This window comes from Actinomadura rugatobispora (assembly GCF_042656285.1).
GTDB lineage: Bacteria > Actinomycetota > Actinomycetes > Streptosporangiales > Streptosporangiaceae > Spirillospora > Spirillospora rugatobispora.
The window spans coordinates 1-14,694 of sequence record NZ_JBHSON010000040.1; the positions used below are offsets into that span (position 1 = coordinate 1).

Genomic DNA, 14,694 nt, shown 5'->3' on the forward strand with positions numbered 1-14,694 from the left:
TCCGCGTGCTCCCACCGTCCGCGTGCTCCCACCGTCCGCGTGCTCCCACCGTCCGCGTGCTCCCACCGTCCGCGTGCTCCCACCGTCCGCGTGCTCCCACCGTCCGCGTGCTCCCACCGTCCGGACTGCTCGGTGCCCATGCATCTCAACGTCCGCGTCAACTCAAGACCCGCACACATGACCGCCGTGCTCCTCATCACGGGCCGTACCCCACCCACGCGCCGCCTGCCCGAACGCCCGACCTCACCACGTACACCGCCTGTCCGAGTGGTCCCCCGCGCATATGACAGGCCCTGTTGCTCCTACCGCCCATGCTCCTCACCGTCCGCGTGCTCCTGACCGTCCACCCACCTCGCCGCTCGCCCACCTCGCTGTCTGCACTCCTCGACTCCCCTCAACGTCCGCGCATCGACCGTTCGCGTGCACCTGAGCGCGAACCTCACCGGCACATATCTCCTCTATCCACGCATCTCTCCGTTCGGGCACCTGACGTCGGCGCATCTCAGCATCCGCAGTCCTCACCGTCCGGACTTCTCAACTCAGCACCCGCACCCCTCACCTATTCCTCACCGTCCGCGCATCGACGAGGCCCCAAGGGAGCAGCAAGCATCGTGAACCGTCTCTCCGACGCTGTACGCGACCGGCTCGCCGGTAGTGGCGCCGAGCCGACCACAGGGTGGGTCGCCACTGCGGTACGGGCCGAAGAACGACTGCTGGGCGACCGGGAGGTTCTGGCGCTGGCCGACCAGTTACAGGCCGAGTTCGTCGGGGCGGGTCCCCTGGAACCGTTGCTGCGCTCGCCGCACGTCACCGACGTCCTCGTCAACGGACCGGGCGAGGTCTGGATCGACGCGGGGGACGGCCTGACGCGCACGTCGACCCGTTTCCCGGACGAGGCCACCCTCCGCCGCCTGGCACAACGATTGACCGCCGCGGCCGGTCGCCGACTCGACGACGCGTCCCCTTACGCCGACGCCCGCCTCCCAGGAGGCATCCGCCTGCACGCCGTGCTGCCTCCGATCGCCCCGAACGGCACGTGCCTGTCCCTGCGCCTGCCGCGCCGGCGCGCGTTCACGCTCGACGAACTGGTGGACGTCGGCACGGTCCCACCCGCCGGTGCCGAGTTGCTGGCGGCTCTCGTGGTGGCACGGGCGGCTTTTCTCATCACGGGAGGCACCGGAACCGGCAAGACGACTCTCCTGAGCTGCCTGCTGTCGATCGCGGACCCTGCCGAGCGGCTCGTCCTGGTGGAGGACTCCTCCGAGCTGAAGCCGGATCACCCGCACGTCGTACGGCTGGAAGCCCGGCCACCGAATGTGGAGGGGGCGGGCGGCGTGACGCTGGACGACCTCGTGCGCCAAGCCCTGCGCATGCGTCCTGACCGGCTCGTCGTCGGCGAGGTGAGGGGCGTCGAGGTCATAACTCTGCTGAACGCCCTCAACACGGGTCATGAAGGCGGCTGCGGCACGTTGCACGCCAACACGGCCGCCGATGTACCGGCGCGCCTGGAAGCCCTCGCCTGTGCCGCCGGGCTCAGCCGTGAGGCCGTCCACAGCCAGCTTGCCGCCGCCTTGGAGATCGTCGTCCATCTAACCCGCGAGTCCCCCAAGAAGCCAAGACGGGTCGCCGAAGTGTGCCTGCTCCGCCGCGCACCGGACGGGCTGGTCGGCGTGGTCCCCGCCGTCTCGTTCACCCCGTCGGGCGAGACGGTACTGGCGCCAGGCGCCACCACACTGGCCGCCCGCCTCGACAACCTATGGAAGCCACCCTGACCTCGAGCAACGACAAGCCTGCACCTCGCCCCGGCGCCCGCGAGTGACAGCAACCCGCCACGTGACCCCACAACCAAGAGCAGGAGGATGCGATGGAGTCGGCCTGGCTTGCGTCGTGCTGCGCCGCCGTGCTCGCATGGCTGCTTCTCCCATCGACCACGGCCAGCCAACGACTGGGGCACCTGCTCAATCTCCAGAGCACTCCCATGCCGAGCAGGGCCGAGCGGCTCGTGCAAGACGTTGCGTCCCGCTATGAGCGCGTCCGTGAACGGAGCCGGAGACGCCAACGATGGCGTGAGGCGGCCATCGAACTCTGCGACGGGATGGCCTCCGAACTCGCGGCCGGACGGTCGCCCGACGAAGCGTTCAAGATAACCGCGGCACTCCTGGATCCGCGCATCGCCACGGAGCTGCTAGGCGAGCCACAGTTTCCTGAACAGCTCGCACGCGCTCCCCAAGGCCTCAACCCCCATGCACCATCCCCCACCCAGCTTGCTCAAGCCAATCGGCCTCCGCGCGTCGGCGCACGGCAGCCGGCGGAACCGATACCGCTCTCGGCATCGGCACCCGCCCTCCCCGACCGACGAGCCTCGGGCGCCAGGGCTCCGGAGCTGCACGGCGGCCTTCCGCCTCCCGCCCGCTGGCGTCCCGGACGCAGCAGGCCCCGGCGCCACCAAAAGCCAACCGACCAGTGGCGGCAGCCACCGCCGGAGTACGGCGCTATCAGCAGCAGGCCCAACCAGCCCCTCGACGCCGACCAGCCACGTGCGGACCACCCCCAGCAGCTGGTCGCGCATACAGCCATAGGTCCACCGATCGACCGCTTGGAGAGACTGGCCGCAAACCATGGCGCAGAAGGTCTCCGAATGCTGGCGGTGAGCTGGCGTATCGGTGCCGAAAGAGGCGGCACGCTGGCCACCGTCCTGGACGGTCTGGCCACGGCGCTTCGGGACGAGGAGACACAACGCCAGGAAGTCACCACCCAACTCGCCGGCCCGCGCGCCACCGCACGGTTGCTGGCTGTGCTGCCGCTACTCGGCCTGGGAATGGCCGCCGCACTCGGCTCCAATCCTGTGTCCTTCCTCCTCGGAACAGCTCCCGGCTTCGGCTGCCTGTGCGCAGGACTGGCGTTGAACCTGGTCGGGTTCTGGTGGACACACCGGCTGGCCCGAGCAGCAGAGGAACTCCGGTGACGCCGCAGCGCCCATGGAGGCATACATGCTGATCCTGATAGCCGTACTGTGCAGCGCCGCGTGCGGATTCCTTCTCACTCAGGCGCCCCTCCGCACGCCCCGCAGGCTGACCCGCCAACTCACACCGAACCCGCCACCCTCCAAAAGCTGGCGCCTGTCTCCCCTGCGACATCGGGGTCGGGCCACACGACCCGTCCAACACCTCCACCACGCCGAAAAGCGTGCGAACGACGGCCCGTTCCTTTCACTGCCGCCACCCCAGGGGCCAACAGCAGAGAGCAGCCTGAAAGATGGCCCCCGCAAAGAACGGCTCCGTCGCCTCACCTCGGCCCTGGTCTGCGTGAGCTGCGCAGTATGCGTCGGTGGACTGGCCGGAGCCATGGTCGGGCTCGCAGCCATGGCAACGGTCTATCGTGCGTTCAACCGCGCGGAGCGTATGGAGCACCGGAAGCGCCACGCGAGGTTGGTCGCGGACCTTCCCATCGCGGTGGACCTGCTTGCCGCCTGCCTGCGCGGCGGCACACCGTGGAGCGAAGCAGTGGAAGCCGTTGCCGGTGCCGTCGGTGGTCCGCTGGGCCACGAGTTGAACAGGGTCGCCGTTCAGATCCGGCTGGGCGCCGACCCCGCCGATGCTTGGCTCGCTCTCACCCAAGACCCGGCGCTGGCACCTCTCGCCCGTACCGCGGTCCGAGCCGTACAAAGCGGCGCCGCACCCGCGACTGCACTTGCTCGGCTTGCCCGTGACCAACGGCGGAACGCCCGGACGGCCGCCGCCACGCGTGCCCGCGCCGCAGGAATCAAGGCGTTGGCACCCATGGGTGCCTGCTTCCTCCCTGCCTTCGTGCTTCTCGGAGTGGTGCCGGCCATCGCCGGAGTAGCCTCCACGATCCTCCTGCCATCGTGACCCCGTCCCCCGGCAACCGATGTAGCGTTCCGCGGTCCCGTCCTTGGCGAGGGGGTGGCTAAATCTGCGGGGACCTCGTTCGCCTAGCTCAAGCGACCCAGAACTCGTTCGCATCGCTGCGCGTTGATGCCTCGGCCAAGTAGGGCTGTTTCAGCGGTGGTGAAATGTGGACAGTGCGCGGGCTGCCGGCATGAGCGCGGCGGCCAGGCGTTGACGATCGGACTCGGGCAGGCCGCCCAGGTCGTCATCGAGGTCGGCGAGCAGGTCGGCCACCACCTCGGTGGCCAATGCGGCGGTGTCAGCGGCTGGGCCGAGCTTGCTGCGGGCCCCGTCCACTCGCGGCGGGGTGAGGCGCTCTACTGCAGCCGCCAACAGCCAAGCCGGCACTCCCGTCACTCCGCCGGGCGGTGGCACGAACGGCCGGGCGCCGCTGTAGCGGGCGTCCTCGGCAAAGTCGGGATGCTTGACCTTCAGAACCGGCCGTGGTCCCAGTTCGCTCGTATCCCAGGAGCTGGCGGGCTTGAGGACGTAGCCTTCGGCGCGGTTGCCGGGCAGTTCGGGAAGGCCCAGCGCGTTGGAGACCAGCGTCGGGAAGTCGACCGTCAGCTCTCTTAGCTTCTGCCGCTGGCCTTGACCCACCAGCGGCACGCATCCCAAGCCCACACCGGCCACGAGGTCTGCCAGTTCCGCGCGGCTCATCCAGCGCTGGCCGGGTGATGCGCCGACGGCGCCGTCGAACGCCAGCCAGACCAGGTCAGGGCTGTACCACACGCCGGTCTGCACCGGGCCGATGTCCTTGACCGGCGGTACCTGCGGGTGCGGATAGCCTCCGCCGGCCAGTTCCCCAAACAAGATCACGTCCTGTCCGGCAGCCCGGGCCGCTGCCGCCGCCGCTGTCGCCAGTACCGGCCACAGCCGCGTTACCCCGAAGAACGTCTCGAGCCGATCCTCGTCCAACAGCCCGCGTCGCCCGGCGGCCCGCGCCGTCCGGCCGTCGCTGACCAACGCGAGATGGGCGCCGTGCACCTTCTCTTCGGCCACCCAGGTCCCGCCGGGCAACGGTCCATCGCCGAACCGCTGCGGGATTTTCGGATACCACACGGCCCTGACCTCCGTTCCGTGACCGAACGCCCCGCTTGCCAGGCCGAGACAGTCTGGCGGGCAGCTTCTCGGACGCACACATGAAGATCAATTTGTTTTCGGATGTCCCGTTCAGAGGCTTCCCGAGGGCGAGCTCACCTTGACGAGAGTGCGTTGAATGGCCGGTCGCCCAGAAGCGGGCTGGACGGGCCAGCGGAACGGCAAGACGGCAAGACGGCGGGACGGCGGGACGGTGGGCTGAGCCTGTGTTAGCTGGTCACGGCCCTCGCTCGGCTGGATGACCCGTTATCCACAGAACGTGATTCGCCTGTTGCCGGCCTCGCGAAGTCTGCAGGCTTGATGTTGGCGCCGATCGGTGCCCGCAAGGCGAAAGGAGAGCGTGTATGCGCTTCATGGCGAAGCTGGCGCGGCCATGGGCCAGAACGGCGGTGGTGCGGCGATGGCGAAGCGAAGCGAGGGATCTCGGGATGTCGACGGCCGAGTACGCGGTCGGAATGCTGGCCGCGGTGGCGTTCGCGGGCGTGCTGCTCAAGGTCATGACCGGCTCGGACGTCAAAGGCTTGCTGTTAGCCGCGGTCAAGAACGCTCTGCAGCAGGTCGGGTGAGAGGTCGCGCCGACCGGGAGCGGGGGATGGTGACGGCGGAGATCGCGGTCGCGTTGCCGGCGCTCGTACTGGTCATGGCCCTATCCATCTGGGGCGTGGTCGCCGCCTCTACGCAGATCGCCTGCACGGACGCTGCGCGGAGTGGGGCCAGAGCGGCTGCCCGTGGAGAGCCCATAGACGTGGTACGAGCACGCGTCGCCCGCTCCTTGCCTGCCGGAGCTTCAGTACGCGTCTATCGAGATGCGCAAAGCACCCGTGTCGAGATCGCCGCCCCGGTCGAAGCGCCCGCAAGCGCGGATCTCCCACCGCTCGTGATCCGAGTTCGCGCGACTGCGGTCACGGAACCCGGAGTTGGCGACCACGGCATGCGGCCCATGCCTCGCGTGGCGGTGCCGGCACGGACGTTGCGTAGTTCGGCGTGAGCGAGAGCCGACAGGAGGGAGGTGTTCATGACCGCTGCGGCAAAGTGCACTGGGCCCTCGGCCGAATGGTCCTGGAAGTGAGACACGGCTGGGTCCGTGCGTGAGGAGTAGGTCCGTGAGTCGGGAGGGGGTGTGGGGGTGTTCGTTGGGAGGGGACGAGATGTGTCGCTGAGCGATGATCGGGGGGCGGGGGTGGTTTGGGTGGTGGCGTGCATGGCGCTGGTCTGGGTGGTGGGGGTCGCGGCCATGACGGTGGGGGCGGCGCGTGTGACACGGCACCGCGCAGATGCTGCGGCTGACCTTGCGGCCCTCGGGGCGGCGGCGCGGGCGCCGGAGGGGACTGAGGTGGCCTGCAAGGCGGCGGCCGAGGCGGTGAGGAAATCGGGTGGCCGCCTGTCGGCCTGCTCGGTACGTGACCGTGTCGCCGAGGTCTCGGTGGCGATGGTGCTGAGAGGGCCGGTCCGCGGGCTGGACGTCGTCTCGCGGGCGAGGGCTGGTCCTGTGGAGCGCGAAAGCGTACCCTGACGGCCCATGTTCGTTGTACTGGGCGTCAATAGGTGTTCGGAGGGTGAGCCGTATCGGCTGGATTTTTGTCACCATCGGATGACTCTTGCTACCAGGTGGTACGTTACCCTGCCGTAAGCGCACAGGTACCACTCGACACGGCGACTGCAACGGCCACTCGCCTCCGCTCCCCAAGGGTTGAGCGCGACGCGGTCGGTCGGGCGTTCGATGAAGGGAATGAGGCCGTGACAAGGATTCGCAGGACTGGTGCACTCATGCTGGCGGCACCGCTTGCGATGGGCCTCCCGGTTCTCGGTGCGTCGGTGCCCGCCGAGGCGGCGGCGACGACGGTGCTCGCTCCCCAGAACGGTGCGGTGATCACGAGCGGATCCAATGTGACCGCCCGCGCCCATTTCGACTTCGCCGTGGACATGCAGCTGCGTGCCAACATTCCGGGGTCGGGCGACACGTTCCTGACCAAGCGGAACCTTGCGGGCGACATGTCGGCGTCCATTCCGCTCCGCCGCAACGGCCGGTACACCGTGTACATGAAGGGCGGCATCACCGGCCACGTGTACGACTCGAACACCTTCACGGTGCGGATCCCGCCGGCTCAGCCCAGCGGGGTGTCGGCGAAGGCATCGGGCGGCAAGCTCGTCGTGCAGTGGAACCTCGGCCTTGAGGACGACATCTCGGGCTATACCGTGAGCGCCGGTTCGGCCGGTTCCAAGAGCGGGTCGGCCGGCTCTCTCTGTTCGGGGACGAACTGCACCACGACGCTGAGCATCCCGTCCGGCGCCAGTGGCTCGATCCCGGTGAAGGTGCGTGCCAAGCGTCCTGACGGCCTGGGCGGTTCGGTCTCCTCGGGTATCGCGGCGACCAGCGCCTCGGTCGGCAGCGGCAGCGGGTCCGGCTCGGGTTCGCTGGGATCGGTTCCGCCCGCGGCACCGGGCGCCGCCCCTCCGAGCGGAACGGCACCGTTGAGGCCGTTCAACAACGAGTCGCCGGTGACCCTGCCCTCCGTCCAGCCTGACGGCGCCGCTCCGGGCTTCACCTATCCGACCCCGCAGGTGGCCAACCAGATGTCACCGAAGGCGGAGAACGCCTCTGCGATCGACAGCCTCCAGTGGGGCAAGAGCGTGGGCATCGCCCTGGTCCTGCTCGTCGTCGCGGCTCACCTGGGAACGTGGACCAGGCGCCTGCGCGTCGCGCAGGCCGGAGTGAGCGCTCAAGGCAAGGCCGCTCGCACGGCACGGGGCGGCAGCGGTCGCACACGGGTCCGCAATGCCCGAGAGCAGATCGCACGGGCCGAGGCGGTCGCCAAGACGAGCGAGCTCGCGGTGCCCTTGGCGGCGGCAAGCGGCGGCAAGCCCGCCCGGACGACGGCAGCTCGCAGGGGTGACACGAGTTCCCGACAGGGTTCCGCGTCCGCGCCGAGGGGTGGACGGCGTCCCGGCACGTCAGCGCGCGGCTCCAGTGGCGTGAGCGTGCGAATCGCTCAGCCAGGTAGCGGCGGCCCCCGACGTGAGCCGGTCGACGGTCGTGGCCGTCACGCCAACTCCCGAGGCCGCCGCCGCAAGTAAGGCGCAGCACGGCGGCCCTGTTGGTGGGCAGGTCTGGTGGCCTTGTGAGCTTGGGTTGTCGTCCCAAATCCCGGCCGAGACGGTGCTCCCCTTCCACTCCCACCTTCCGGTTCCCTGTTTCCCCTTCCGGTTCCGCGTTCCGGTTCCGCGTTCCGGTTCCGTCTTCCGGTTCCGCGGGCAGGTAGGTCTCGATCGGCTTGTCCAGCTCGAGCTTGCCCTCGCCGACCAGTTTGCAGGACGGTCACGGCGGTGAAGGTCTTGGTGTTGCTGCCGATGCGCACCGGGACCCTGCCTTGGGTCTTCAGGTCACCGGCGCCAGCGGTGTAGTGGCGCACGCGCCCGTCCTGTCCGGTTACCGAGGCGAGCGCGGCGGGGACCCGTTCTTGTGCACCAGCGAGTCGAGCCCCTGCTGGAGGGTGTCGGTGGATGACGAGGGCGGTGCCGCGAGCGTTCCCTGGGGGGCGACAAGGGCGCCCAGCAGCCCGAGGGCGCTGAGGGTGACGATGGTGGTCAGGCGGCGGTTGCGGCGGCGGTGATTGTTCATGGGATAACGCTAGGTACGCCTGTGGTGTCGCGCCGATAAGGCGAACTCCACTTCGAGGGTAGGGCTAGGACCACCATGACGATCTTGGCCGCGCTGGATGCCGCGTCGCCGCGACGTGGCTCCGGTGACGATGTCCCTGGATGGCGGGAGGGGTGGGGTGGAGTGTCGCGCAGGTGAGCTCGCTTCAGTGTGGGCAGAGCTTTGGTTGAGTCAGCCTGTTGAGGTTGGGCGGCGGCCGTGAGCGTGCGCGTTTTAGGGCCGCGTGCGGGGGATGCGTGTCTGGTGGGGGTGGTGTTTTGGAATGGGGAGGGTTTAGGCTCCTTTGCCAGCTGAGATCTCCCGGTGTGCCCGGAATCCGGAGAGGAGACCCTCCGTATGATCTTCTTGGGACTGGTGCTGGCCGTCGCCGCCGTTGTGGCCGGTGCGGCCGTGGTCATGGGGAACTCGGAAGCGGCCGGATTGACGTCGTTCGGGAACGAGGTTCCCGGTGTCACCGAGGAGTGGCAGGTCTTCATGGCCGGTGCGGTGGTGGCGATCGTCTTCATGGCGGGTGTCACGGTCGCGGCGCTCGGGTTCAAGCGGGCGGTGGGGATCCGGCGCGAGCTGCGCGACCTTCGAGACGAGCACGCGGAGTCGATGCAGACGCTGGAGTTGGAGAAGCGGCAGCTGCAGCGGGAGCTTGCGCAGGCTCGGCGCAACGCGCCACGCAACGCCCCTGTCGCGTAGTTCAGAGGATGCGGCCGAAGGTCCAGGTTGGTCGAACGGCGCGAAGTGAACAGCGTTCCATTGGTGGTTGGCCCATGTGGTGCGCGTTTCTCGGGCGATGCCACGTGCGAGTTTCGCACCTTGGGGTTGGGGTCGTCCCAGCGGACGTGGTCAGTAGGCGGTCGAGCCGTTGCGGTCTCGGGCCAGGTGTGGAGTTTCTCTCGGAGCCCTAGTCCTGTGGGCGATTCAGGGGCGGGCCGAGGTTGTGAGGGCGTTAGCTCTGGTCGGAGCCGAAGACGTGGAGGAACGTCCAAGGTGACGTTCGAGAGGGATGGCCTTGGGGCAGTTGATGTGCGTTCCTCGAAGGCGCCCCCATCGCTGCCCATCGGGGCGGCTATGGAGTCGGCCGTGGCGGGACCCTTGTACCGCGGAGAGGCCGTAGTCCGGCATGGACAGCGGGACTCGGGCGGATGGAGTCTGGCCAGGGGTGTCGTTTTGGGGTCGGCGATGGGTCTTGGACGGTCAGGCCTGCGGCGGGGGGCTTGGTTTCTGGGGCGCGGCCAGGCTTCGCCTTGGAGATTCGCGTGGGATCTTGTGTTGGGCAGTCGTCCAGAGGCCTAGCGGTCAGGGGCCTGTCGCAGGAGTTCTGCCAGGAGGATGAGGGCGCCTTGCTTGTCCAAGGGGTCGTTGCCGTTTCCACACTTGGGCGACTGGATGCAGGACGGGCAGCCTGACGCGCATTCGCAGGCGGTGATGACGTCGCTGGTGGCGCGGAGCCATTCGGAGGCGTCGGCGTAGCCGCGTTCGGCGAAGCCCGCGCCTCCTTCGTGGCCGTCGTAGACGAAGACGGTGAGCAGGCCCGTGTCGGGGTGGACGGCCGTGGAGACGCCGCCGATGTCCCAGCGGTCGCAGGTGGCGAAGAGGGGGAGCAGGCCGATCGAGGCGTGTTCGGCGGCGTGGGCGGAGCCGGCGAGGTCGAGGTCGCCCAGGTTCTCGATCTGCGCTTCGGAGAGCGTCCACCAGACGGCGCGGGTGCGGAGGGTGCGGGGCGGGAGCTCCAGTGGCTTCTCGCCCAGCATCTCGCCGGTCTGGAGGCGGCGCATCTGGTAGGCGACGACCTGGCGGGTCACGTCCACCGTGCCGTAGGAGAGGGTCGCCTCGCCCCAGGCGGTGGAGCGGAGGCGTTCGACGATGCTGATGTCGGTGATGTCGCGGGCGGTGGTCGAGTAGTCGGGGTCGGCGGCTTCCACGAGGGCCACGGAGTCGTCCAGGTCGAGGGTCTGGACGAGGTACGACTCGCCCTGGTGGATGTAGACGGCGCCTTCGTGGACGGTGGTGTGGGCCGACGCCTCGTCCACCGTGCCCAGCAGGCGGCCCGTCAGGGCCTCCACGACCTGGATGGGGGTGCCTCCGGCGCCGCGTATGTCGGCCAGGTCGGTGGCCTTGTCGCGGCGCGTCCAGTACCAGCCCGCGGGGCGCCGGCGTAGGAAACCGCGGCGTACGAGGTCGGGTAGGAGGTCTCGGGTGGACGGCCCGAAGAGTTCTGTGTCGGCCTCGGTGAGCGGTAGCTCGGAGGCCGCCGCGCACAGGTGCGGTTCGAGGACGTAGGGGTTGTCCGGGTCGAGGACGGTCGCTTCCACCGGGGTGCCGAAAATGGCCTCCGGGTGGTGGACGAGGAAGGTGTCCAGGGGGTCGTCCCTGGCGACCAGGACCGCGAGGGCCGACTGCCCTGAACGGCCCGCGCGGCCGGCCTGCTGCCACAGGGAGGCGCGTGTCCCGGGCCAGCCGCAGACGACGACGGCGTCGAGGCCCGAGACGTCCACGCCTAGTTCGAGGGCGTTGGTGCTGGCCAACCCGATGATGGAGCGCGAGCGCAGGGCGTCCTCGAGGGCACGCCGCTCTTCGGGCAGGTACCCGGCCCGGTAGGCCGCCACCTGGTCGGCCAGCTCGGGCGCCGCCTCGTGCAGCGCGCGCTTGGCGCCGAGGGCCACCGACTCGGCGCCGCGGCGAGACCGTACGAAGGCCAGGGTCTGCACCCCCTCGACCACGAGGTCGGCCAGCAGGTCCCCTGCCTCGGCCGTCGCCGTACGGCGGACGGGGGCGCCGCGCTCACCGCGCAACTCGGTCAGGGGCGGTTCCCACAGCGCGAAGGTTGCGGGGCCGCGCGGCGAGGCGTCGTCATGGACCGCGACCACGTCCAGGCCCGTCAGGCGGGAGGCCGTGGCGGCGGGCTCCGAAGTGGTGGCCGAGGCCAGGACGAAGGTGGGCTCGGCCCCGTAACGGGCGCACACCCGGCGGAGCCTGCGCAGCACCTGGGCCACGTGGGAGCCGAACACGCCCCTGTAGCCGTGGGCCTCGTCGATGACCACGTAGCGCAGTCGCCTCAGGAACGAGGTCCAGCGCGCGTGGGCGGGCAGGATCGAGCGGTGGAGCATGTCCGGGTTGGTCAGGACGTAGTTGGCGTGCTGCCGCACCCAGGCGCGCTCGTCCCGAGGGGTGTCGCCGTCGTACGTCGCCGCGCGCACACGGGTCAGGCGCAGCCCCCTCAGCGCGCGCAACTGGTCCGCCGCCAGAGCCTTCGTCGGTGCGAGATAGAGCACAGTGCCCTCGCGCCGCGCGTCCTCCTCGTAGATCGCGGCGACCGAGGGCAGCAGGTAGGCCAGCGACTTCCCGGACGCGGTGCCAGTGGCGATGATCACAGAACGGCCAGCGCGGGCGTGCTCGGCGGCCGTGGCCTGATGCTCCCAGGGAGCCTCGATCCCGGCCGCCGCGAGCCGCTCCACCAGCAGCCCCGGCGCCCAGTCAGGCCAGCCCGCACGACGCCCCTGACGTGCGGGAACGCTCTCCACATGGGTGATGCGTCCACGGCGCGTGGGGTCGGCGAGCAGTCGGTCCAGGGGAGAAGAAGATCTTTGGACGGCCATCAGGTTTTCAGTTTGCCAGCCTGGGCAGAACAACGGGAACGCCCCGGCGCCGGTGGCTCCGTACCCCCTGCCATGACCGGTGGAACAGCAGGTCAGCGGGATGGCGCGAAGTTTCGCCCGAGTGGGCGATTATCTGCGTAAGCGACGCCGGAGCGTGGTTGAATCACGGGCGGAGTTCCGTCGCCGCAGGGCGTCCCGGCGGTGCGGCGGCTCCGAGAGCACAGTGAGTTGTAGGGCGCTGGAGGATCTGTGGACCTGAAGGTGAACGACCGCACCACCGAAGATGGCCTCACGGTCATCACCGTGGAGGGCGAGATCGACGTCTACACGGCGCCGAAGCTTCGTGAGAAGCTCATCGATCTGGTCAACAAGGGGAAGTTCCACCTGCTCGTGGATATGGAAAAGGTCGAGTTCCTCGACTCCACGGGCCTGGGCGTCCTCGTCGGCGGGTTGAAGCGGGTGCGTGCGCACGACGGCTCCCTGGAGCTGGTGTGCACCCAGGAGCGCATCCTCAAGATCTTCCGCATCACCGGGCTGACCAAGGTCTTCGGCATCCATGACTCGATCGCCGAGGCCGAGGAAAAGCGCAAGGGCGCGAAGTAGCGGCACGCGGACGACATGGCGACCGTTGAGCTCTCTTTCAGCGCGCTACCCGTCCACGTCCGGACGGCCCGGCTGATCGTCACCGCCGTGGCCCGCCGCAGCGGAGTGGCCGAGGCCCTGCTGGACGAGGTTCGGCTGGCGGTCGGTGAAGCGTGCTCCCGGGCCGTGGAGGCGCACCGGAGGCGCTGCCCGGACGAACCGGTGCGGCTGGAACTGAGTGGCGCAGGCCACCGGTTCGAAGTCGTCGTCAGCGACGCCGTCCCCGAGGACGACGCCGCCGGCGGCCTCGCCGAGACGGCCGGCCTGCCCGAGGTCAGTGGTCCGGACGAGGCGTTCGACGAGGTGTGGGGTGATGACACCGCCGAACTCGGCCTGGCCGTGATCGCGAGCCTCGCCGACGACGTGGACTTCTCCTCCACCCCCAAGGGCATGCAGATCCGGATGAGCTGGCCCGCCGCGGGAGAACCTCCTCCGATCTCCTGACGGACCGGAGAACCGACCCGACACAAAGATCGCGGCCGCCCGACCGGGCGGCCGCGATCTTTCTTTCTCGCCCTTCCGCTTCTGCCCCTCCGGCGTCTGCTGGAGGGGCAGCGGCTTGTTGGCTGGTCGGCTTGGGCTGGCCTCGGCTCCGGGATCTGCCAGAGGGAACAGAGGCTTGATCGGCGCTCGCCTTGAGTGGGCCGCCCCTCCGGCATCGGCGGAGGGGCGGAGGCTTGATGGCTCGTCGGCTTGGGTGGGCCTCGGCTCCGGTGTCTGCTGGAGGGGGGGAGGCTTGTTGGCTGGTTGCCTTGGGCTGGCCTCGGCTCTGGCGTCTGCTGGAGGGGTGGTGGCTTGATGGCTGTCGGCTTGGGCTGAGGCTGGTGTGGGGTGCTCTGGACGGCCTTAGCGGGGCTCAGGAGGCTGTGCCGAAGGGGTTGTCTATGACGTAGCGCCAGCGGCCGTCTCGCCCCTGGCGGGCCACATCGGCGGCCGTTCCGTCGTACTGGAAGCCTTGGCCGTCAGGGGTGGTGCCCTTCATCGTCCAGTCGACGACGAGGAGGGCGATGTCGTCCACGACGTAGGTGTGGCGGGGCCTGGCTTCCAGGGTGGTGCCCATGCCGATCATGTGGCGGTGGGCTGCGAGGCGTTCAGAACCGGTGACGGGGTGTCCTGGACGGGGAACGAGGAGAGCGCGGTCCTCGTAGAGACGGTCGAGCTCTTCCGCGGACGTGCCGTAGGCCGCGCTGTAGAGGCGGATGTGCTCCGCGAGCTCCGCGGTCTGTCGCGGGTCCGGTACATGGTGAGTTGCCATGTCTTACTAGCGAAACATCCGGCCATGTCGGCCGGCAACTGGTTTTCACCTGACGCATGTGCCCGGTGGGGCCGTTCGGCGGACGAGGCCCGCGCGCTCTTCGGCGGTCGCCGGTGCCTGCGACCGCTGAGGTCCTGCGGACGGCAGGGCCGCGAGGGTGGGCCGCGCGCCCCGACTGCGGTGATGCGGGCCGTCGTCGTCCGGGGGCGGCGGGGGCCCTGGGCGCGCCGAGCGTCCCGTAAGGCCGCCCTGCGGCACACATGGCACTCCTCTTGATCTCCAGGCGCTCTAGGAGGGGTACGGGCTCTCCCGGGCGGGTCCAGGGCGCTCGCGTGGGCAGTGAGCGCTCTCGCGGCCGTCGCGGGCTGTCGGTGGTTGTTCGGCGGCTCTTTGTGGTGCGCGGGTTGCGGGGGTGGGGAAGGCGTTTCGAGGGGGGCGGTGGCTGGGTGGGGTTGGGGGTTATGGGATGTTGTTTGCGGCGATCTTGGAAAGGTTGTGAATTTTGGGCGGAATGTAATTGGTATTTGTGTTGGGAGGTAT

The 14,694-nt window shown here is 69.3% G+C and carries 14 protein-coding genes; 10 read left to right on the forward strand and 4 right to left on the reverse strand.

Annotation, left to right across the window (positions count from 1 at the left end; genetic code table 11):
• Positions 1-611 precede the first annotated feature (611 nt).
• The 3 genes from ACFPZN_RS26430 (at position 612) to ACFPZN_RS26440 (ending at position 3,869) form a co-directional block, all read left to right on the forward strand.
• A complete protein-coding gene (locus ACFPZN_RS26430; RefSeq protein ID WP_378284883.1) occupies positions 612-1,772 on the forward strand; it encodes a TadA family conjugal transfer-associated ATPase in 1,161 nt (386 codons plus the stop codon).
• A 323-nt stretch (positions 1,773-2,095) separates the two neighbouring features.
• Positions 2,096-2,965, forward strand: coding sequence for a type II secretion system F family protein (locus tag ACFPZN_RS26435; RefSeq protein WP_378284959.1), 870 nt, complete (start codon positions 2,096-2,098; stop codon positions 2,963-2,965).
• A gap of 397 nt (positions 2,966-3,362) precedes the next feature.
• Positions 3,363-3,869, forward strand: a complete 507-nt coding sequence (locus tag ACFPZN_RS26440; RefSeq protein WP_378284884.1) for a type II secretion system F family protein — start codon at positions 3,363-3,365, stop codon at positions 3,867-3,869.
• 150 nt (positions 3,870-4,019) lie between these two features.
• Here the strand turns inward: ACFPZN_RS26440 and ACFPZN_RS26445 are convergent, their stop codons facing one another.
• Positions 4,020-4,970 carry an RNA ligase family protein gene (locus tag ACFPZN_RS26445; RefSeq protein ID WP_378284885.1) on the reverse strand — a complete coding sequence of 317 codons (951 nt, stop codon included), beginning with the start codon at positions 4,968-4,970 and terminating at the stop codon, positions 4,020-4,022.
• 383 nt (positions 4,971-5,353) lie between these two features.
• On the opposite strand from ACFPZN_RS26445, the gene ACFPZN_RS26450 reads away from it, so the two are divergent.
• The 4 genes from ACFPZN_RS26450 (at position 5,354) to ACFPZN_RS26465 (ending at position 8,084) form a co-directional block, all read left to right on the forward strand.
• Positions 5,354-5,575 carry a DUF4244 domain-containing protein gene (locus tag ACFPZN_RS26450; RefSeq protein WP_378284886.1) on the forward strand — a complete coding sequence of 74 codons (222 nt, stop codon included), beginning with the start codon at positions 5,354-5,356 and terminating at the stop codon, positions 5,573-5,575.
• Between the two features lie 26 nt (positions 5,576-5,601).
• Positions 5,602-5,997, forward strand: a complete 396-nt coding sequence (locus ACFPZN_RS26455; RefSeq protein ID WP_378284887.1) for a TadE family type IV pilus minor pilin — start codon at positions 5,602-5,604, stop codon at positions 5,995-5,997.
• Between the two features lie 162 nt (positions 5,998-6,159).
• A complete protein-coding gene (locus ACFPZN_RS26460; protein WP_378284888.1) occupies positions 6,160-6,522 on the forward strand; it encodes an Rv3654c family TadE-like protein in 363 nt (120 codons plus the stop codon).
• A 254-nt stretch (positions 6,523-6,776) separates the two neighbouring features.
• The gene (locus tag ACFPZN_RS26465; RefSeq protein ID WP_378284889.1) at positions 6,777-8,084 is read left to right on the forward strand and encodes a hypothetical protein; all 1,308 of its coding nucleotides are present in this window, start codon (positions 6,777-6,779) and stop codon (positions 8,082-8,084) included.
• 352 nt (positions 8,085-8,436) lie between these two features.
• On the opposite strand, the gene ACFPZN_RS26470 is transcribed toward ACFPZN_RS26465, so the two are convergent.
• Entirely contained in the window at positions 8,437-8,628 is a 192-nt protein-coding gene (locus ACFPZN_RS26470) for a hypothetical protein (RefSeq protein WP_378284890.1), read from the reverse strand.
• Between the two features lie 375 nt (positions 8,629-9,003).
• Between ACFPZN_RS26470 and ACFPZN_RS26475 the strand changes: the two genes are divergently transcribed.
• Positions 9,004-9,354, forward strand: coding sequence for a hypothetical protein (locus tag ACFPZN_RS26475; protein WP_378284891.1), 351 nt, complete (start codon positions 9,004-9,006; stop codon positions 9,352-9,354).
• Between the two features lie 596 nt (positions 9,355-9,950).
• Here ACFPZN_RS26475 and ACFPZN_RS26480 read toward each other — a convergent pair.
• A complete protein-coding gene (locus ACFPZN_RS26480) occupies positions 9,951-12,257 on the reverse strand; it encodes a DEAD/DEAH box helicase (protein WP_378284893.1) in 2,307 nt (768 codons plus the stop codon).
• 249 nt (positions 12,258-12,506) lie between these two features.
• Between ACFPZN_RS26480 and ACFPZN_RS26485 the strand changes: the two genes are divergently transcribed.
• Both ACFPZN_RS26485 and ACFPZN_RS26490 read left to right on the forward strand, forming a co-directional pair.
• Positions 12,507-12,860, forward strand: a complete 354-nt coding sequence (locus ACFPZN_RS26485; RefSeq protein ID WP_344594590.1) for an STAS domain-containing protein — start codon at positions 12,507-12,509, stop codon at positions 12,858-12,860.
• Positions 12,861-12,875: 15 nt separating this feature from the next.
• Positions 12,876-13,343, forward strand: coding sequence for an ATP-binding protein (locus tag ACFPZN_RS26490; protein ID WP_378284895.1), 468 nt, complete (start codon positions 12,876-12,878; stop codon positions 13,341-13,343).
• A gap of 412 nt (positions 13,344-13,755) precedes the next feature.
• Here the strand turns inward: ACFPZN_RS26490 and ACFPZN_RS26495 are convergent, their stop codons facing one another.
• Entirely contained in the window at positions 13,756-14,154 is a 399-nt protein-coding gene (locus tag ACFPZN_RS26495; RefSeq protein ID WP_378284896.1) for a YybH family protein, read from the reverse strand.
• Between the last annotated feature and the right edge of the window lie 540 nt (positions 14,155-14,694).